The organism is Corynebacterium kalinowskii (genome assembly GCF_009734385.1).
Lineage (GTDB): Bacteria > Actinomycetota > Actinomycetes > Mycobacteriales > Mycobacteriaceae > Corynebacterium > Corynebacterium kalinowskii.
In genome coordinates this window covers 2,144,114-2,162,570 of record NZ_CP046452.1, presented here as the reverse complement: position 1 = coordinate 2,162,570, position 18,457 = coordinate 2,144,114, and the positions used below count along the sequence as shown (strand labels likewise).

General features: G+C 59.8%; 18 protein-coding genes and 1 pseudogene. 13 read left to right on the top strand and 6 right to left on the bottom strand.

The annotated features are described in order from the left end of the window. Complete coding sequence (locus CKALI_RS10345; RefSeq protein WP_156193274.1) at positions 1-369, bottom strand: hypothetical protein; 369 nt, start codon at positions 367-369, stop codon at positions 1-3. Between the two features lie 229 nt (positions 370-598). On the opposite strand from CKALI_RS10345, the gene ccsB reads away from it, so the two are divergent. The 4 genes from ccsB (at position 599) to rfbA (ending at position 4,236) form a co-directional block, all read left to right on the top strand. Beyond that, a complete protein-coding gene (ccsB, locus tag CKALI_RS10340) occupies positions 599-1,546 on the top strand; it encodes a c-type cytochrome biogenesis protein CcsB (protein WP_156193273.1) in 948 nt (315 codons plus the stop codon). A gap of 92 nt (positions 1,547-1,638) precedes the next feature. Further along, positions 1,639-2,613 carry a dTDP-glucose 4,6-dehydratase gene (gene rfbB, locus CKALI_RS10335; protein WP_156193272.1) on the top strand — a complete coding sequence of 325 codons (975 nt, stop codon included), beginning with the start codon at positions 1,639-1,641 and terminating at the stop codon, positions 2,611-2,613. A 172-nt stretch (positions 2,614-2,785) separates the two neighbouring features. Continuing rightward, the gene (rfbC, locus tag CKALI_RS10330; protein ID WP_156193271.1) at positions 2,786-3,373 is read left to right on the top strand and encodes a dTDP-4-dehydrorhamnose 3,5-epimerase; all 588 of its coding nucleotides are present in this window, start codon (positions 2,786-2,788) and stop codon (positions 3,371-3,373) included. Then, a complete protein-coding gene (rfbA, locus tag CKALI_RS10325; protein WP_156193270.1) occupies positions 3,370-4,236 on the top strand; it encodes a glucose-1-phosphate thymidylyltransferase RfbA in 867 nt (288 codons plus the stop codon). The genes rfbC and rfbA overlap by 4 nt, the downstream gene beginning before the upstream one ends. A gap of 8 nt (positions 4,237-4,244) precedes the next feature. Here the strand turns inward: rfbA and CKALI_RS10320 are convergent, their stop codons facing one another. Further along, a complete protein-coding gene (locus tag CKALI_RS10320) occupies positions 4,245-4,601 on the bottom strand; it encodes an ArsR/SmtB family transcription factor (protein ID WP_156193269.1) in 357 nt (118 codons plus the stop codon). A gap of 45 nt (positions 4,602-4,646) precedes the next feature. Next, positions 4,647-4,859, bottom strand: a pseudogene (locus CKALI_RS10315) (hypothetical protein); the annotation flags it as partial. Between the two features lie 39 nt (positions 4,860-4,898). Here CKALI_RS10315 and CKALI_RS10310 point away from each other — a divergent pair. Then, the gene (locus tag CKALI_RS10310; protein ID WP_407643751.1) at positions 4,899-5,204 is read left to right on the top strand and encodes a DUF4229 domain-containing protein; all 306 of its coding nucleotides are present in this window, start codon (positions 4,899-4,901) and stop codon (positions 5,202-5,204) included. Here CKALI_RS10310 and CKALI_RS10305 read toward each other — a convergent pair. Next, on the bottom strand, positions 5,190-6,068 hold the full coding sequence (locus CKALI_RS10305) for a 1,4-dihydroxy-2-naphthoate polyprenyltransferase (RefSeq protein WP_156193266.1): 879 nt from the start codon (positions 6,066-6,068) through the stop codon (positions 5,190-5,192). The two genes, CKALI_RS10310 and CKALI_RS10305, sit on opposite strands and share 15 nt — an antisense overlap. Before the next feature lie 101 nt (positions 6,069-6,169). On the opposite strand from CKALI_RS10305, the gene CKALI_RS10300 reads away from it, so the two are divergent. Further along, positions 6,170-7,036, top strand: a complete 867-nt coding sequence (locus CKALI_RS10300) for a glycosyltransferase (RefSeq protein WP_156193771.1) — start codon at positions 6,170-6,172, stop codon at positions 7,034-7,036. A gap of 109 nt (positions 7,037-7,145) precedes the next feature. Here the strand turns inward: CKALI_RS10300 and menE are convergent, their stop codons facing one another. Then, positions 7,146-8,264 (bottom strand): o-succinylbenzoate--CoA ligase, encoded by a 1,119-nt coding sequence (gene menE, locus CKALI_RS10295; RefSeq protein ID WP_197079805.1) that lies wholly within the window; start codon positions 8,262-8,264, stop codon positions 7,146-7,148. 216 nt (positions 8,265-8,480) lie between these two features. Here menE and CKALI_RS10290 point away from each other — a divergent pair, with 216 nt between their 5' ends. Then, positions 8,481-9,782: a YkvI family membrane protein gene (locus tag CKALI_RS10290; protein WP_156193264.1), complete on the top strand. Its 1,302-nt coding sequence runs from the start codon at positions 8,481-8,483 to the stop codon at positions 9,780-9,782. Here CKALI_RS10290 and CKALI_RS10285 read toward each other — a convergent pair. Beyond that, positions 9,779-10,699, bottom strand: a complete 921-nt coding sequence (locus tag CKALI_RS10285) for a 1,4-dihydroxy-2-naphthoyl-CoA synthase (protein ID WP_156193263.1) — start codon at positions 10,697-10,699, stop codon at positions 9,779-9,781. The genes CKALI_RS10290 and CKALI_RS10285 overlap by 4 nt on opposite strands. Positions 10,700-11,086: 387 nt before the next feature. Between CKALI_RS10285 and CKALI_RS10280 the strand changes: the two genes are divergently transcribed. The 6 genes from CKALI_RS10280 to CKALI_RS10255 all read left to right on the top strand — a co-directional run bounded on the left by CKALI_RS10280 (position 11,087) and on the right by CKALI_RS10255 (position 18,452). Then, positions 11,087-13,336 carry an ATP-binding cassette domain-containing protein gene (locus tag CKALI_RS10280; RefSeq protein ID WP_156193262.1) on the top strand — a complete coding sequence of 750 codons (2,250 nt, stop codon included), beginning with the start codon at positions 11,087-11,089 and terminating at the stop codon, positions 13,334-13,336. Further along, the gene (locus tag CKALI_RS10275; RefSeq protein ID WP_156193261.1) at positions 13,337-14,356 is read left to right on the top strand and encodes an o-succinylbenzoate synthase; all 1,020 of its coding nucleotides are present in this window, start codon (positions 13,337-13,339) and stop codon (positions 14,354-14,356) included. It abuts the gene before it with no gap. Positions 14,357-14,367: 11 nt separating this feature from the next. Next, the gene (gene menD / locus CKALI_RS10270; RefSeq protein WP_156193260.1) at positions 14,368-15,984 is read left to right on the top strand and encodes a 2-succinyl-5-enolpyruvyl-6-hydroxy-3-cyclohexene-1-carboxylic-acid synthase; all 1,617 of its coding nucleotides are present in this window, start codon (positions 14,368-14,370) and stop codon (positions 15,982-15,984) included. A 6-nt stretch (positions 15,985-15,990) separates the two neighbouring features. Continuing rightward, positions 15,991-16,434: a DUF3592 domain-containing protein gene (locus CKALI_RS10265; protein ID WP_156193259.1), complete on the top strand. Its 444-nt coding sequence runs from the start codon at positions 15,991-15,993 to the stop codon at positions 16,432-16,434. A 107-nt stretch (positions 16,435-16,541) separates the two neighbouring features. Next, positions 16,542-17,741, top strand: coding sequence for a glycosyltransferase family 4 protein (locus CKALI_RS10260; protein WP_156193769.1), 1,200 nt, complete (start codon positions 16,542-16,544; stop codon positions 17,739-17,741). Between the two features lie 27 nt (positions 17,742-17,768). Next, a complete protein-coding gene (locus tag CKALI_RS10255; protein WP_269076365.1) occupies positions 17,769-18,452 on the top strand; it encodes a demethylmenaquinone methyltransferase in 684 nt (227 codons plus the stop codon). Positions 18,453-18,457 lie beyond the last annotated feature (5 nt).

Here is an 18,457-nt window from a genome sequence, read left to right as displayed (position 1 = left end):
TCAGTTTCTGTTGGCCATATTGAATAGCCCCCGACGAACTATGTCGGAAGTGGCCGCAATCAAAAGACCCATACCTAGTATGATCCCGATTGCTTTTCCGAAATCTGGATCGCCTTTGGGTGCCAAGACGACCGACAGAGAAAAAATCGCTCCTAGACCAAGTGCGCACAGGCTTGGGACATAATTCTTGGCTCCAACGCATGCCAAGATCGGTGCGATCAAAACCGCGAGAGCGGATGCAGGAATCAAGAAGAAGACCCAGAAATTGATGTCGGGCCGTTGTGAAAGCCCGATCAGGGAGCTGCCGAAGAGAACGACGAGTTCTGGTAGTGGGATCTTCCACCAATGTGAATCTTTATTGACTGGCATTGTGGCTGCGTGGGGTTAGTCTTTCAGTGCAAAGGGATTTATTCGGCAATTGTGGCATGTTTTCTACTGCTTCGCTCATTGACCCTGAGCATGTGCGGGAAATGGTTTAGAAATGCGGAACTGTTCGCCCTTGAAGAGAGGGGTGGAATTCCAACTTGAATCCCCAGGCCATGCCCCGCTAAGGTATCCGTATCCATCGAAAGTTTGATTTCGTCTCCAGGAAGGCGCCATGCCGGTCAATCACACGCTCTCCAACTACTCTGACCTCAGCTTCAAGACAGCTTTCGTTATCTATGTCCTCGGTCTGATCTTGTCGATCGTCTACTACGTCAAGCAGTCGCAGGTTCTCGCTGAACCGGCAAAGGAACTGGTAGGGGCGGGCGGGCCTGCGGTCGTCGAAAAGCCTGAGGCTACGGATAACAGCGAGAAGTGGGCGGGCATGACCCAGTCCATGATCTGGCTGGCCATCATCTTCCACGGGGTGTCCGTCGTGCTGCGTGGTATGTCCGCGTCGCGCTTCCCGTTCGGCAACCTTTATGAGTACGTCGCGATGGTGACACTCGTGGCGATGGCGATCGCAGCGTGGGTGATTCAGCGCCGCGAGCTGCGCGCTATGTGGCCATGGGTGCTCACCCCAGTGATCGTCCTGCTGTTTTACGGTGGCATGAAGCTGTACGCCGCGTCCGCGCCTGTCGTGCCGGCGCTGCAGTCCTTCTGGTTCCCGATCCACGTCTCCACCGTCTCCATCGGTGCTGGTGTTGGCATGATTTCCGGTATGGCATCGCTGCTCTACGTACTGCGCATGAACCAGCCGAAGGGCTCTGAGCACGGCATCATGGGCGCTATCCTACGCCCACTGCCTTCCGCCAAAACCCTCGATGGCCTCGCCTACAAGGCAGCGGTCTGGGCGCTCCCGATCTTCGGTATTGGTGTTGCTTTGGGAGCTATCTGGGCGGAATCCGCTTGGGGTCGCTTCTGGGGCTGGGACCCGAAGGAAACCATTTCGCTGGTCACCTGGGTTCTCTACGCCGCCTACCTGCACGCCCGCGCCACCTCCGGCTGGAAGAACACCGCCGCTGCGTGGATCAACATTGTTGCCTTCGGCATGATGGTCTTCAATCTCTTCTTCATCAACATGGTCGTATCTGGCCTGCACTCCTACGCAGGGCTCAACTAGCTGAATCAGCTCACCACACTTACTTCCGGCCCTCGAAATATTCGTTTCGGGGGCTGTTTCCGTGTTCCATGCACATAGCTACACTTGAACCCATGAAAATCCTGGTCACCGGCGGCGCCGGCTTCATCGGTTCGAACTTCGTGCACCGCACGCTGGAAACGCACCCGCAACACAACATCACGGTGCTAGATAGCTTCACCTACGCAGCAAACGAAGCCAATCTGCCCGCCGGGATCGAAGTCGTCCGCCAGGACATTTGCCAGCCGCTCACCGGCAGCTTCGACCTCATCGTCCACTTCGCCGCCGAGAGCCACAACGACAACTCCCTCCGCGACCCGCTGCGCTTCATCAAGACCAATATCGAGGGCACCGCGCAGCTGCTCGAGTATGCACGCCTTAACGACGCCCGGTTCCACCACATCTCCACGGACGAAGTCTTCGGGGACCTCGCCCTCGATGACCCAGCTCGCTTCACCCCTTCGACTCCGTATAATCCGAGCAGCCCGTACTCCGCCTCCAAAGCGGCGAGTGATCACCTGGTGCGCGCCTACGTGCGTTCCTTCGGCGTGCAGGCCACCATTTCGAACTGTTCCAATAACTATGGTCCGCGCCAGCACCCGGAGAAGTTCATCCCGCGTCAGATCATCAACCTGCTGCACGATGAAAAACCACGTTTGTATGGCGATGGCCTCAACGTGCGCGACTGGATCCATGTGGACGACCACAACGATGCCGTGTGGACCATCATCGAGCAAGGCGAAGTAGGGGAGACCTACCTCATCGGCGCGAACGGGGAACGCTCGAACAAGCAGGTGGTCGAGGGCCTGAATGTAGCTTTCGACCGCGATCCCAAGGACTTCGTGCACGTGACTGACCGCCCGGGCCATGACCGTCGATACGCCATCGATCCGTCCTCGACCGAGGCGCTTGGGTGGCGCCCGCAGTACACCTTTGCACGGGGGCTGAAGGAAACGATCGAGTGGTATCGTGCGAACCCGCAGTGGTGGGCTGATTCTCGAGAGGTGGCGGAGGAGACCTATTTGCAGGTCGAGAAAGAGCTCGGGTAGTGCCCGGAGGCGATTCCAGCTATGTAAATCCAGCTATTGGGAGTAGTAAACCGGATACTAGGTCGATAAGGGTCCATGTAGCACAAGTGAAGCTCCGAATAGCTGGTTCCAAGTAGCTGGATTTCGAACCGGTCAGCTGTTGCTCACCCCAAACACCATTAGACTGGACGGCATGCTGAAGCCCGTCGATGAAGTAGCAGGCGTTTTCCTAGCCGAGCCGAAGATCATCCCCGACAACCGGGGCGCGTTTAATGAGTGGTTTAAGGCCACCGAGTTTGAAAAAGCGGTCGGCTACCCATTTGACCTGCAACAATCGAACGTGTCTCTTTCCAAGAAGGGCGTGCTGCGCGGACTGCATTTCGCCGATGTGCCACCGGGCCAGGCCAAGTTTGTCACCTGCATGTCGGGTGCGATTTGGGATGTCGTGTTCGACTGTCGCGTGGGATCGCCTACCTACGGAAAGTGGTTTGCCGTCGAACTCAACCAAGAGAATCGCAAGAGCCTGTACCTCCCGATCGGCGTTGCGCACGGCTTCCTGGCGCTGGAAGATTCCACTGTCGCCTACCTCGTGTCTTCAGAGTATGAGCCAGCCCTTGAGCATGGCATTGACCCGTTCTGCGCAGGAATCGACTGGCCGGAAGCCGACTACATCCTGTCTGAAAAGGACAAGGAAGCGCCGAAAATCGACGACGTGCAGCTGCCCCTCTACGAGGACTGCGCCGGATTTGAGAAGATGCTGCGCGAAGGCTGGGCCGAGTGAAAGGCATCATCCTCGCAGGTGGCACGGGTTCGCGCCTGCGCCCCATCACCCTCGGCGTCTCCAAGCAGCTGGTTCCGGTCTATGACAAGCCGATGATCTACTACCCGCTGAGCACCCTCATGCTCGCGGGCATCACCGACATCCTCATCATCACCACCCCGGAGGATCGCGGTCAGTTTGAGCGACTGCTTGGCGACGGCTCCCAGTTCGGAATCTCGCTCACCTTCAAAACCCAAGACGCCCCGCGCGGCCTGGCAGAGGCGTTCATTCTCGGCGCCGAGCACATCGGGGAGGATTCAGTGGCGTTGGTGCTCGGTGACAACATCTTCTATGGTCCAGGCTTGGGCACGCAGCTACGCCGCTTCGAAAACATTGACGGTGGCGCCATCTTTGCCTACTGGGTGGCCGAGCCGTCCGCGTACGGTGTCGTCTCTTTCGACGACGACGGCAAAGCCACGGGCCTCGAAGAAAAACCCGCCAACCCGAAGTCGAACTATGCAGTTCCGGGCCTGTACTTCTACGACAATGACGTTGTGTCCATCGCACGTGGGCTAGAACCCAGCGCACGAGGCGAACTTGAAATCACGGACATCAACAACGCCTACCTAGAGCGCGGAAAACTCCAGGTAGAGGTGCTGCCCCGTGGAACCGCGTGGCTGGATACCGGTACCATCGACACCCTCATGGCCGCCGGCGACTACGTCCGCACGATCGAGCAGCGTCAGGGTCTAAAGATCGGTTCCCCGGAAGAAGTCGCTTGGCGGATGGGGTACATCAGCGCCGACGATCTCGCGCAGCGCGCCGAAGAACTCAAAGCGTCCGGGTACGGGGAATATCTGTTGCAGGTGCTTCGGCGGGGCTAGGCCTGCCCCTACTTAATAATGTCGGACGCGAGCGTCTCGATGCAGGTAAACAGCCGCTCGTTGACGGAGTAGTAGGCCCACTTGCCACGCTGCTCGCGCTTGACCAGGTTCATCGCGATGAGCTTCTTCATGTGGTGCGTGACGGTTGGCGCAGAAACGCCCAGAGCTTCAGCGAGTTCGAGTCCGCAGACATCCTCGCAACCCTTTTGTGCCACGAGGTGGAGCAGGCGCAGGCGGGTTGGGTCAGCAAGTGCTTTGAACACGCCGACGATGTGGTCGAAGTCGGGGTTGTCTGACACTGGTCGCCAAGGGCCGGGGTTTTGGGCCACGTCGAGTGGACTAGTAGTAGGTGCCAGTGAAGTCATAATTCGATAATACGCCGTGCGTCAAGTGGCGACGCAATGCTGCTATTCCTGCTCTTTTCGACGCTCCTCTTCGCGCCGTTTCTTAAACCGTTCCTTTTCCAGTTGCCAAAGAAAGTCTTCGTCGTCGTCAGGCCCCTTGATCATCGGTGGCTGCTGGCGCTGAGGGCGCGGAGCTCCGCCAAGCGATTGTGGGGCGAATGCCTTCCACAGCAGGACGATCGCCGCGATGATCAGCAGAAGTAGTAACAGTCGTCCCATCGGATAACTCCCTCGTGTGCCTCTAGTATGGTCAAGGTTGTGAATCAAGAACCGATCCTCGATAAGTCCCTGCGAAACAGGGCGTGGCGAGACATCGCACTTTACGGGCTTGCGCGACTCGCTATCTTTGTCGTGCTCACCATTATTATTCAGTCTGCTGCAATCCTCATCGGAGCGCCAGTTCCCCTGCTCATTTCCTCGCTTCTGGCACTGTTGGTCGCGTTCCCGCTATCGATGTTCCTGTTCAAGGGACTGCGACTGAAGGTGAACGAAGAGCTGGCCGAATGGGATGCTCAGCGCAAGGCTCACAAGGAATGGGTAAAGAAGGAACTAGCCGAACGCTAGCGCGCCAGCAGTAAGCACCGCCCACGCCAGCATCGCCCGACCGGTAAGACCCAGGACGGGGATCAACGCAGGTCCGACAGCGCCCGAGGTGATTGGTCGGGAAGCGGGGAGCAGCAACACGACTGCCAACAATCCCAGCAACGCCCATGGCGTGCAGAAAAAGGCCAGCAAGACAGACACGACGAGCGGCACGCTCGTCAAAAGCAGCCACAACGTGCGGGTCCCAGAGTCGCCCAACCGCACTGCCAGTGTGATCTTCCCAGCCTCAGTATCTGAGGGAATGTCGCGGAGATTATTCGCCAAGTTGACGGCAGCGGAGACGGACCCGACAGCGACGGCCGTCGCAAAGCCCGCCCAGGAAAACCTGCCGGTTTGGGTCAGCTCCGTGCCGCACACCGCGACCAAGCCAAAGAAGGTGAAGACAGCGACTTCGCCGAGCCCACGGTAGCCATAGGGGTTTGATCCGCCGGTGTAGAACCAGGCGGCCAGGATGCAGACGATGCCGACCAGGATCAGCCACCAGTAAGAGGCCAAAGACAGGGCGATGCCGAATACTCCAGCAACCCCGAAGGCAATGAACGCCGCGCGCTTCACAGCCGCAGGTGCCGCGAGCCCGGAGCCAGTCAAACGCAGCGGGCCGGTACGATCGGCGTCGGTGCCTTTGACGCCGTCAGAGTAATCGTTGGCGTAGTTCACGCCGATGATCAGCGCCCATGCCACTCCGGCTGCCAGGAGAGCACGCCACCAACTGAAGCCCGAATGGAACGCGGCAACGCCGGAACCAGCAATAACGGGAGCGAAGGCATTTGCCCAGGTGTGGGGGCGGGCTGCTTCCCACCAATCAGCGACAGTAGCTTGAGACATAGCTACTATTGTGCACTCTGGCCTCACGCCTCGCTCACAGGGGCGGTAGTGTGTGTAGAAATCCCTAAAACCTATGGAAGCGAGAGTGAACGTTAGCGATGATGTGGATCGGGTATGTCCTCGGGCAGATCGCCAGCTTCTTTCTCACCTGCTTTCGCATTATTCCGCTGTGGATCGCCAACCGGGTCTCCCGCACGGGTATCCCCGCTGACGGCGATGTGATCATCTCGCTGACCACGCATGGCCGTCGCCTGACCAAGGTGTACCTGACCCTCGAGTCCATCGCGCGTGGCTACGTGAAGGCGCCGATCGTGCTGTGGCTCGACGAGCCCGACTTCAACTCCGAGTACCCGGACACCCTCAAACGCCTCATCAAGCGCGGCCTGCAAGTGCGCTGCTCCGATGGCCGCTACGGCCCGCACACGAAATACTGGGGTCAATTCCGCGAGCTCGCGGGCACCAGCAAGCGTGTCGCCACCATCGATGATGACATGATCTACCCCGAGTGGTTCCTCCAGAACCTGCTGTTTATCGGCGATCTGCGTAGCGATGTCGTCATCGCATACCGCGCGCACCGAATCGAGCTTCGCGACGGCAAAATGCTCTCCTACGCCAAATGGACCGCCGCCGACACCTGCCAAGCTTCCTATTTGCACTTCGCCACCGGTGTCTCGGGTGTGCTGTATCCACCCGGATTCATCGAGTACGTGGTCTCCCAAGGCGACATCTTTATGCAGCTCACCCCACGCGCCGATGACGTGTGGCTCCATGCCTGTGCGCTACGTTCCCAGCATCCGATTCGTCAGGTGTACTCGCAGCCGCGCCACTTCGCCGTCATCCCATCGACGCAGGTCGGCGCCCTCGTTGTGGGCAATACCCTGATGGGTGGCAACGACGAGCAGATCCGCAAGGTGTATACGGAAGAGGATCTGCAGCTGTTGCTCGAGTCCTCCCGAGTTGAGGACTAGCGGCGTCCGGAGCTACCGGGATTTCAAGCAAAACCCCAGATAGCAGTGGTGCTTTTGGTTGAAAAGTTTCCAGCAATGTAAAAAAGCTACCGAGGGAGCCCGCACCCCTCTACTGAAATAGCTTCGAGACCTTCACCCGGTCCACTTTCCCTGGTCCAGTGAGTGGCAGCGCCTCCACGTGCCGCAGTTCCTTCGGCAGTTGCCAACGCGCGAGGTCGTCGAGTCCTTCAACGACCTCGCCTGGTGAAACTGACCCCGTATATGCTGCGACGATGCGCTGCCCCAGGCGAGGATCGGAAACACCGACCACGCATGCGCCCGTCACACCGGAAACATTCAGCAGCGCTTGTTCGACCACTTCGGGCTGGATTTTAAGCCCGCCAGTGATGATCACGTTGTCGAGCCGACCCCTCACCTGCAAGACCCCATCGGTCAACGATCCCGCGTCGGAGGTGGCAAACCAACCAGGCTCGGCAAACGCCTCATGATCAGGCATATTGCGATATCCAGCTGCAATCATCGGCCCGCCGAGGTGGATCCGCTCGCCAACAACCCGCACGCGCGCGCCGGGGATCGCCCGACCGTTGTAGACGCAACCACCAGCGGTTTCGGAGGAACCATAAGTAGTGACTACGTTGATCCCAAGTTCACGCGCGGCCCGTAGGGTGTCTCGCGTCAGGGGCGCGCCACCGACGAGGATGGCGTCGAAAAGCCGCAGTGCTTCGATGCCTTGGAGGGTTTCCATCGCCTTGATCAGCTGGTTGGGCACCAGGGAGGTGTAGGTGCGGTCGCCGGTGGTGGCGAGCTCCGTGGCGGCAGTGGCGAAGTCGGCCACGGAAAATCCGCCGCTCACGTCCTGGAAGGTCGGGTCGATTCCCGCGAGGAGGCTGCGCACCAGCACCTGGATTCCGGCAATGTGGTGCGCGGGCAGCGCGAGGTGCCATTGGCCAGGCCCGCCGAGGAATTGGTGCGTGGCATCCGCGGAACTGACGAGGTTGACGGGAGTGAGGAGCGCGCCTTTGGGTGTACCGGTGCTGCCGGAGGTTGCCATGACCAGTGCGGCGTCGCACGGTTCACCCACGCTTTGCGACGCCCGAAGGGTGGCCGCCCGGGACTGATCCTTTTCAGGCAGCGGGAGTAGCGATCGGGTGCCAGAGATGGCTGCCTCGAGGTCGTCGAGAATGCTGACGGGGTCGCCGGAGGGTACGACGAGTGGTTCGAGAATCAGGTTGCTCACGGCTTACCAGTGTAGTGTGCCCCGAATTGTCGGTCACTATTTGATAACAGTTCCGAAATTAACCTATAAGTGCATACGGATCGCAGGTTTGCAGCCCATGGTATTCCTTTCTATGTCGTAGGAAAGCCCAGGTGCGCGACCAAATCGTTACAAAGCAAAACTTATGAATAGCTTAATCTGGACTTACTTACAAGCAAAGGATTCGTTGTGTTAAAAAAGTCCATAAATATTGCTATGGCATTTGTCGGCGTCGTGGTCGGCGCCGGTTTCGCTTCGGGCCAGGAGGCTCTGCAGTTCTTTGTCGCTTTTGGTCCGTGGGGAATCTTGGGCGCTGCTCTGACTGGCATTACCTTTGGTATTACCGGCATGATTGTGCTTCGATTCGGGTCGTACTTCCTGGCCAACGAGCACACCGCTGTGTTCAACAAGGTCTCTCATCCGATCGTTGCCCGGGTCATTGACTACGGCATCATGGCAACGTTGTTTGCCGTTGGTTTTGTCATGTTTGCGGGTGCTGGTGCCAACTTGGAGCAGCAGTTCGGCTTGCCGACATGGATCGGTGCGCTCATCATGCTGGTCCTCGTGATCGCCACGGGTTTCCTCGACATAGATAAGGTCAGCACAGTGATCGGCGCGGCCACCCCAGTGATTGCTGTGTTCCTCATCATGGCGATGGTCATCGCGGTTCGCCAGGCGCCCTCGGACCTTGGCAACCTTCAGCCATACGCTGAGCAAGTGCAGACCGGCCTGCCGAACTGGTGGATCTCCAGCCTGAACTACCTGGGATTCAATGTGATCGTTGCGGCATCGATGAGTATCGTGATCGGCGGTTCGCACCACGACACCCGCGCCGCCGGTTGGGGCGGACTGATCGGCGGCATCCTTTTCGGATTCCTACTGGTGGGCCTGGTCGTTTCTCTGTGGGTGGCACTGCCGGTAGTGGGAGAGCAAGACATGCCGACTCTTGCACTGGTGAATGAGGCTAATCCTGTGCTCGGAAACTTGATGGCAGTGGTCATTTTCATGATGATCTACAACACCGCGATCGGTATGTTCTACTCGATGTCGCGCCGAATGACCGTCGACAAGCCCGCGCGCTTCCGCACCGTGTACGTGGCGATGTGCCTGGTTGGATTCGTCCTCAGCTTCGTCGGATTCAAGGCACTGGTGTCTGTGCTGTATCCGCTGCTCGGCTATGTCGGGCTGATTCTGATCGTCGCATTGCTCAGCGCATACGCCCGCGGTCGTTCGCGCATCACCGCCGAAATCGAACGCCGCGAGACCATTCGCGAGCTGCTCGTGCGCAAGTTGCACCCTAGGGCCGTGTTCACCAAGCGTCACGAGCGCAAACTGCGGGCAGAGGTGGCGGCTTCCCCGGCATCGGACACTCAGCTTGAGGAGTCCATCGCCAGCGAGGTCACGCAGGAGCTTATCGACGACGGGCACCTCGAACTCGAGCAGATCGAGCCCGCCGACCAGATCCCGCGCGACCTGGTCGGGAAGGGCTAGTAGTAATACGGGAATTCGGACCAGTCTGGGTCGCGCTTTTCCAGGAAGCTGTTCTTGCCTTCTACGGCCTCATCGGTCATGTAAGCCAAGCGGGTGGCTTCACCTGCGAACACTTGCTGGCCCATGAGGCCGTCGTCGGTCAGGTTGAAGGCGAACTTGAGCATGCGCTGGGCGGTTGGGGACTTGCCGTTGATCTCGCGGCCAACCTGGATCGCTTCATCTTCTAGGTCTGCGTGGTCGGCGACGATGTTCACCGCGCCCATGCGCTGCATGGTCTCCGCGTCGTAGGTGCGACCGAGGAAAAAGATCTCGCGGGCAAACTTTTGGCCCACCATCTTCGCCAGGTAAGCGGAGCCATAGCCGGCGTCGAAGGATCCGACATCGGCATCAGTTTGCTTGAACTTGGCGTACTCGCGGGATGCGATGGTGAGGTCGCAGACCACGTGCAGTGAGTGTCCGCCGCCGGCAGCCCAACCGTTCACTACGGCGATGACGACCTTCGGCATGGTGCGGATGAGGCGCTGGACCTCCAGGATGTGCAGGCGTCCGCCTTCCACCTTTTCACGGGCAGTGTCGACGGTTTCTGCAGTCTCGCCGTCTGCATATCGGTAACCTGAACGGCCACGGATACGCTGGTCGCCGCCCGAGCAGAATGCCCAGCCGCCGTCTTTCTCGGATGGACCGTTGCCGGTGAGTAGCACAGTGCCCACGTCTGGGGTGCGGCGCGCGTGATCGAGTGTTCGATAGAGTTCGTCTACCGTATGCGGGCGGAACGCGTTGCGTACTTCAGGGCGATCGAAGGCGATGCGCACGATGCCATCGGCTCGGGTTTCCCCAATGAGGCGGTGGTAGGTGATGTCGGTGAGGTCTTCGAAGCCGGGGACCGGCTGCCACAATTCTGGTTTAAAAGGATTCATGTGTTCCACTCTAGGGCCCTCCCCGTCCCTCGCCGCGGAAGCCTCATCACCCCCTGGAGGCTTCCGCGGCCGTCTGTGCTCCTACCTGCAGGGACGCCCCCTAAGCTTCCCCGTAGCTCGCCCACCGCCGGTAGAGCTGGCAACCTTTTCTTTCGGTGGCATCTTCCTTCCCCCTAGGCGTTGCCGTGATGCCCATAACAATTATGACCGCGGGGTCACGCGCACATTGATGGAGAATAGGAAATTCCATAAGTGTCATTCCTCTTATGGTTTACTTACTGGAATTTAAGTTATTGATTCTGGCTATTGTTCAACGTTTGTCGCTTGGGGCTCCCAACTTTGGGGCGTAAAGGCGCACTTGAGGGTTTCACCCCTAAACTTGATGACATGACACAGCACCCTGCGGATACCCACGACATCATCAAAGTTCGTGGCGCGCGAGTAAACAACCTGAAAAACGTGGATCTTGACATCCCCAAACGGCGTCTCAACGTGTTTACAGGTGTGTCCGGATCCGGCAAATCGAGCTTGGTTTTCGGAACTGTCGCTGCGGAATCGCGCAGGTTGATCGACGAGACTTACTCCACCTTCATTCAAGGTTTCATGCCCACCCTTCCTCGTCCTGAGGTGGAATCTTTAGAAAACCTCAGTCCGGCGATCATTATTGATCAAGAGCGGATGGGGGCTAACTCCCGCTCCACCGTCGGCACGGCTACTGATGCCCATGCCATCTTGCGCTTGCTGTTCTCCCGACTGAGCGAGCCTCATGTGGGCACCTCCAGCGCCTTTTCATTCAATCTTCCCGACGGGTGGTGCCCAACTTGTGAAGGTTCCGGCCAGGCAGCCACGCTGAACGAGAAGAAGATCATCGATGAAACCAAGTCTCTGAATGACGGTGCGATCACTGCGCCGGGCCACAACGTGGGGGAGTGGTACTGGAAGACCTACGGTGAAACCGGTCTCTTCGACCTAGGCAAGCCCATCAAGGACTTTTCCAAGCAGGACCGCGACATGCTCATGTACGCGGAGCCCCAAAAGATCAAGGTGGACGGCAAGAACACCTCGTACGAAGGTTTGATCACTCGCGTGCGACGACTCTGGATCGACCGGGCGGAGCCGCCGAAGGCGAAGCAGATTGTGAATTTCGTTGCTGACATTGCCACCACCAGCACGTGTCCGGACTGTCAGGGTGCCCGTTTGAAAGAAGCTGCACGTACCGCAACCGTCAACGGCAAAACGATCGGCGAGCTAGCTTCCATGCAGGTGGGTGACTTGGTGGGGTTCGTCGAAAAGCTCGGGGCTGATGTGGGGCCCGCGCGGGACAATCTGCTCGGCATTCTGACCTCCATGGTGGATATCGGACTCGGGTATCTCTCCCTCGACCGCGAGGCAGGCACACTTTCTGGCGGCGAGGCGCAGCGCGTGAAGATGATCCGACACCTGGGCAGTCCGCTGTCCGACGTCACCTATGTCTTCGACGAGCCCACCATTGGTCTGCATCCCCACGACATCGCGCGGATGAATTCGCTGCTCCATGACATTCGCGACAAAGGCAACACCGTTCTGGTAGTCGAACACAAGCCAGAAGTCATTCTGGCTGCCGACAACATCATCGACATCGGGCCCGGTTCTGGCAGTGACGGTGGCGAGGTCGTATTCATGGGTACCCCGGAGGAATTGAAGGGCGAGGACTCACTGACCGCGAAGTATCTGCACACCAAGTTGGAGCTGCGTGAACCGCGCACCCCAACCGGCGAGCTCACCATCGAAGGCGTCAGCCGCAACAATGTTTGCGATGTCACTGTGACATTCCCGCTGGGCGTACTCACCACAGTGACAGGTGTAGCTGGATCGGGCAAGTCATCACTGGTGGCGGCGGCCCTGGAAGATCGTGATGATGTCCTCGTGGTTGACCAAACCGCGATCCGTGGTTCTCGCCGGTCCAATCCGGCCACCTACACGGGTATCCTGGATAAGATCCGCAGTAAGTTTGCCAAGGAAAACGGGGTGAAGCCTGCCCTGTTTTCTTCCAATTCCGACGGTGCGTGCCCGACGTGTAAGGGGCTCGGCGTTGTCTACGTGGACCTCAGTTTCACGGCGGGAGTGGCCACCACCTGTGAGGAGTGTGGTGGCAAGCGCTTCAAGGATGAGGTGCTGCAATACAAGGTGGAGGGCAAGGACATTTCCGAAGTGCTCGACATGTCCGTCGGTCAGGCGGTGAAGGTATTTAAGACCGGTGAGATCAACAAGGTCTTGAAGCGCCTCATAAATGTGGGTCTGCCCTACATTAAGCTCGGTCAACCATTGACAACCCTGTCTGGTGGAGAACGTCAACGACTCAAACTCGCAGCTCGGATGACGGAAAAGGCTCCAATCATCGTCTTGGACGAGCCCACCTCTGGCCTGCACCTCGCAGACACTCAAACGCTCATCAATATGATGCACGACTTGGTGGACGACGGCCGAACCGTCATCGCCATCGAGCACAACCTGGCCGTCATGGCAGCGGCAGACCACATCATTGATATTGGCCCGAGCGCTGGCCACGATGGTGGTCGCATCGTCTTCGAAGGCGCACCAAAGGATATGGTGAACACAGACACAACCACCGCGACATACCTAAAGAAGGCCACCTAAATGCTCCCCAGCCTGGACGAACTCATTGAGCGCTCTCATGTGGTGGCACTTCCCATGCGGGTGCCCTTCCGGGGCATCACCACCAGGGAAGCCCTGCTCATCGAGGGGCCTGCGGGCTGGGGCGAATTCAGCCCCTTCAAAGAATATGGCGCTGCTGAAGCCGCTAACTGGTTGGCCTGCGGCCTGGAAATGGCCTACCAAGGCCCGCCCGAGCTGCAGCGAGACAAAGTAGAGGTCAACGGAACCATTCCGGCCATTCGGCCGGAACGCGTGCCGGAGCTGCTGGAACGCTATCCAGGCTGCATGACAGTGAAGGTAAAGGTGGCCGAAAAAGGCCACACCCTGGCACAAGACCGTACACGAGTGGAAGCCGTTCGCGTGGCCCGCCCGGGCGTGAAGATCCGCATCGACGCCAACATGGGGTGGACGATCGACCAAGCAGAGGAAGCCGCCAAGACCTTCGGCCCGCTCGACTACCTAGAACAACCGTGCGCCACCCTCGAGGAACTGAAGGAACTCCGGACACGCCTGCAACGCCAGGGTATCTTCCAGCGCGTTGCCGCTGATGAGTCCATCCGGAAGGCGGAGGACCCGTATCGGGTGGTGGAGATGAGGGCCGCGGATGTGGGCGTCGTTAAGGCGGCGCCGCTAGGCGGTGTCCGTAGGCTGCTGGCCGTCGCCAAGCACCTGCGCTCCCATGGCATGGACGTGACGGTCTCGAGCGCGCTGGACACCGCGGTGGGTTTGAACGCCGGGATTGCCGCGGTCGCCGCGCTACCCACGCACGATGACGACGAGCTTCTCGACGTCCCTCCCGCCCCTGCGGGTCTCGGCACGGGCAGCTTGTTCCTGGCAGACGTCGCAGAGCCGCGAGCTCTCGTCGAGGGGTTCCTGTCGGCAGCTCCGGTTACTCCGGATCCGGCGCGACTTGCCGAACTGAAGGCAGATGCCGCCACGACGCAGTGGTGGATCGACCGGCTGCGAGCCACGCATGAGGAGCTTGCCCGCCGCACCCACTAAGCTGGGGTGCCATGACTGCTGTGGATGTTGCTTCCGCCATCGTTGCCGAACTCGTAGCTGCCGGCGTGACCGACGTTGTTGGGTGCCCGGGTTCGCGTAACGCCCCGCTCCTCATGGAGCTTGCTCGCTCTGACTTGCGCCTACACATGCGTATCGACGAGCGCAGCGCCGCTTTCTTAGCCCTGGGAATCGCGCGCGTGCAGCGCCGGCCGGTGCCCGTGGTGATGACCTCCGGGACCGCTGTGGCCAACACGCTCCCCGCCGTTATTGAGGCCCGGCTATCCGGTGTCCCCCTGATGATCCTGTCGGCGGACCGGCCACGTCACTTTGTGGGCACCGGGGCAAGCCAGACCATTGAGCAGTTTGGTTTGTTCGAGCCGTACGCCACCACCTTCGGCATCGATGTGGGAACCCGCCCAGATGTTGCAGCGTCCACTGTGCGCCGCGCCTTGGCGTACTCACAATCGCATGTCAACGTGGCGTTCCGGAATCCGCTGGTGGGCGAGTCCAGCGACGTGGACTCGCAACATCGTGACATCAAGCTGCAGCGCACCGACTGGGGCGTGGCCGACGTAGACCTGTCCAAGAACACCCTGGTCATCGCAGGCGATGGCGCCTGGGAAGTGCCTGGTTTGGAAGATGTTCCCACGATTGCCGAGCCCACCGCGCCCGCGCCACACCATCCGATCCACCCGCTGGCCGCAGCGGTATTTCGCAAAACCCAGGTCTCTGGTGAGGGATACGTCGTGGAGACAAAACCCGAACAGCTCGTTATTGTCGGCCACCCGACCCTGCACCGCGACGTCCTCGCCCTGGCCCAGGATGCGAGCATCGATATCACGGTCCTGACCCGGACTGCGGATTACCACGACCCAACCGGGGTCGCGCGCCGGGTTGCCTCGAGCGTGCGGGTGACTGGCGAGCCGACGGGGCAGTGGCTCAAAATCGCGTCCGCAGCCTCGGAGCTGGCGGCCGATGCTGTGCGAGAAGGCTTGGATAAGGCCCAGGAATTCACCGGCCTGCATGTCGCAGCTGCTGTTGCGGACACCTTGGGCACGGGAGATACCGTCGTCATCGGAGCTTCCAATCCGATCCGTGATCTCTCCTGGATCGGAATGCCATTCGACGGCGTCAGCGCCTACGCCCCGCGCGGTGCCGCTGGCATCGACGGAACGGTGAGCCAAGCGATCGGCGTCGCCCTGGCCATCCAATCCCAGCACCCCACCGAGATTCGCGCACCCCGCACTGTGGCGCTGCTGGGAGACGTCACCTTCCTCCATGACATTGGCGGCCTGCTCATCGGGCTTGACGAACCTCGCCCAGAAAACCTCACCATCGTCGTCGCCAACGACAACGGCTGCGGCATCTTCGAAACCCTCGAGCAGGGCGCTGAGGAATACCGTGATCGATTCGAGCGCGTCTTCGGCACCCCGCACGACGCGAACATCGAAGATCTCTGCGCCGGTTACGCAGTGTCTTACTCGCGCGCGGACAACCTCGCCGACCTCGTCACGCAGCTTGTCGACGCCATCGACGGCCCTCCCGAATTCCGCGTCATTGAGGCCGTGACTGACCGTTCTACCAGGCGTGATGTGCACGCTGCTATCCAGCAAGCCGTGGCCTGGTAGGCACCGATGCTGAGATTCCATCGTCGACTCACCCAGCTGGTGCTGACCCTCTATGTGTGTGCAGTCGTGGGCAGCGCTGCGATGGTGATCGGTCCCGTGCTCAATGATCGAGAGATTAACCAGCACCAGGGCAGAGCACTGGCACGGGTTACCTCGGTTTCTGCATCCCGCACGACGATTGATTATCAGGATGAAGCCGGGCTGTACCATTCCCCGCGCTCGGGTGTGCTGTACCCAGGCGGTCTTGGTGAAGATCAGCGGGTATGGGTGGAGTATTCGAAGCAAAACCCAGAGTTGGTGAAGGTGGAGGGGCGCACCTGGAAGTTGGCCCTGCTCCCTGCCGCCAGTGTGTTTCTCGTCTCTTCTGCCGTGTTAGCGCTGCTCCTGGTGCTGCTAGGGTGGTGGCATCGACGTATTGAGCGTGGGATGGAGCTTGTCGGCGCGGGTTAAGGGCTAGGATTGCTCACCGAAAAGAGTCCAGAAGGTTTTCCCAAATGTTGCCTGGACTTAACCTGCCGACAAGGTGTTGGTGGTTTTCAAAGGAGAGTATGACTTCCATGCGTGTTGCCATTGTTGCTGAGTCATTCCTGCCGAATGTCAATGGAGTGACCAACTCCGTTCTGAGAGTCCTCGAGCACCTCCACGCGCAAGGGCATGAGGCCCTCGTGATTGCCCCGGGTGCCCGCGACTTCGAGGAAGAGATCCCCGACTACCTCGGGTTTGAAATCTTCCGAGTTCCGACCATCATGGTCCCACTCATTAACTCTCTGCCAGTTGGCGTGCCTATTCCTGCCGTCACCCAAGCGCTGCGCAACTTTAATCCGGACATTATTCACCTGGCTTCGCCTTATGTTCTCGGCGGTGCTGGCGCTCTGGCGGCGCGACAGCTGCGCATTCCGGCGATCGCGATCTACCAAACTGACGTTGCCGGTTTTGCCACGAAGTACAAGCTCACCCTGCTCGCGGCTGCTTCCTGGGAGTGGACCCGCACCTTGCACAACATGTGCCAGCGCACCCTTGCCCCATCATCGGTGACCATCGCCGAACTCGAGGCCCATGGCATCAACGAGATCTACCACTGGGGTCGCGGCGTAGACACCGTCCGATTCCACCCGTCAAAGCGCTCCGAGGAGCTGCGCACTGTCTGGGACCCGACCCGCTCCAAGCGCATCGTTGGTTTTGTGGGTCGTCTGGCTGCGGAGAAGGGCGTCGATAGGCTTGTTTCCCTCGCGCATCGCAATGACCTGCAGCTAGTTATTGTCGGCGATGGCCCGGAGCGCCAGCGCCTCGAGCGTCTGCTGCCCACCGCCGTGTTCATGGGCGCGCTCGGGGGCGAAGAGCTCTCCCGCGCATACGCCAGCTTGGATTTGTTCGTCCACACCGGCGAGTTCGAGACCTTCTGCCAGGCGATTCAGGAAGCACACGCGTCGGGCGTTCCGACCATCGGCCCGCGCGCCGGTGGCCCTATCGACCTCATTACCCCGGGCGTCGATGGTGACCTGCTTGACGTAGAGACGTTCTCCGAAGAACTGCCACACGCAGTGGATCAGATCCTCGATCCGCGCCGCTACGACCGCTACGCCGCAGCCTCCCGGAACACCGTGCGCACCAAGACGTGGCAAAGCCTGTGCGAGCAACTTCTCAAGCACTACGACGCCGTGATCGCCGAATCCAAGCGTGTGCCACTGACGATCTTTGGTCCACTTCCGGAATTGCCACTGTGGGCAGCCAAGGCACTCGGCGCGCGCGTGGACTAGTACGCTTAGGGCGTGGCTAACAAAGGTATTAAGGCAACGCTGGACAAGCAGCCCATCGACGTCGCTCGGATGTTTGACCAGGTAGGCAAGAAGTACGACATCACCAATACGGTGCTCACGCTCGGAATCGATGCCCACTGGCGTCGACGCACCCGCGAACGGTTGGCGCTAAAGCCCGGTGAATTAGTGCTTGACCTCGCCGCTGGCACCGCTGTCTCCACCACCGAGCTGGCCAAATCCGGCGCCACCTGCATCGCCTGCGATTTCTCGCTTGGCATGCTTGCCGCCGGAAAGCACAGAGACGTGCCCAAGGTCGCCGGCGATGGCATGCAACTGCCGTTCCCAGACAACACCTTTGACGCCGTGACGATCTCCTACGGACTGCGCAACATCCACGACCATGAATCCGCCATCCGCGAGCTCGCTCGCGTGACCAAGCCAGGCGGACGCCTCTGCATCGCAGAATTCTCCACACCAATCGTGCCGATCTTCGCGCAGGCCTATTCTTTGGTGTTGCGAGCGCTGCCCGCTATTGCCCGGGCCGTGAGCTCCAATCCTACTGCTTACGAGTACCTCGCCGATTCCATTCGTGCCTGGCCGGACCAGGAAGAACTAGCCCGACGCATCAATAGAAATGGCTGGGAGGGCGCCGGCTGGCAGAACCTCACCTTCGGTATCGTCGCTTTGCACTCGGCTGTTAAACCGTCCTAACGGCA

Excerpts from the sequence above, each read along its gene's own strand:
- CKALI_RS10345 (WP_156193274.1), bottom strand. The coding sequence starts at position 369 with ATGCCAGTCAATAAAGATTCACATTGGTGGAAGATCCCACTACCAGAA.
- ccsB (WP_156193273.1), top strand. The coding sequence starts at position 599 with ATGCCGGTCAATCACACGCTCTCCAACTACTCTGACCTCAGCTTCAAG.
- rfbB (WP_156193272.1), top strand. The coding sequence starts at position 1,639 with ATGAAAATCCTGGTCACCGGCGGCGCCGGCTTCATCGGTTCGAACTTC.
- rfbC (WP_156193271.1), top strand. The coding sequence starts at position 2,786 with ATGCTGAAGCCCGTCGATGAAGTAGCAGGCGTTTTCCTAGCCGAGCCG.
- CKALI_RS10320 (WP_156193269.1), bottom strand. The coding sequence starts at position 4,601 with ATGACTTCACTGGCACCTACTACTAGTCCACTCGACGTGGCCCAAAAC.
- CKALI_RS10305 (WP_156193266.1), bottom strand. The coding sequence starts at position 6,068 with ATGTCTCAAGCTACTGTCGCTGATTGGTGGGAAGCAGCCCGCCCCCAC.
- CKALI_RS10300 (WP_156193771.1), top strand. The coding sequence starts at position 6,170 with ATGTGGATCGGGTATGTCCTCGGGCAGATCGCCAGCTTCTTTCTCACC.
- CKALI_RS10285 (WP_156193263.1), bottom strand. The coding sequence starts at position 10,699 with ATGAATCCTTTTAAACCAGAATTGTGGCAGCCGGTCCCCGGCTTCGAA.
- CKALI_RS10280 (WP_156193262.1), top strand. The coding sequence starts at position 11,087 with ATGACACAGCACCCTGCGGATACCCACGACATCATCAAAGTTCGTGGC.
- CKALI_RS10275 (WP_156193261.1), top strand. The coding sequence starts at position 13,337 with ATGCTCCCCAGCCTGGACGAACTCATTGAGCGCTCTCATGTGGTGGCA.
- menD (WP_156193260.1), top strand. The coding sequence starts at position 14,368 with ATGACTGCTGTGGATGTTGCTTCCGCCATCGTTGCCGAACTCGTAGCT.
- CKALI_RS10265 (WP_156193259.1), top strand. The coding sequence starts at position 15,991 with ATGCTGAGATTCCATCGTCGACTCACCCAGCTGGTGCTGACCCTCTAT.
- CKALI_RS10260 (WP_156193769.1), top strand. The coding sequence starts at position 16,542 with ATGCGTGTTGCCATTGTTGCTGAGTCATTCCTGCCGAATGTCAATGGA.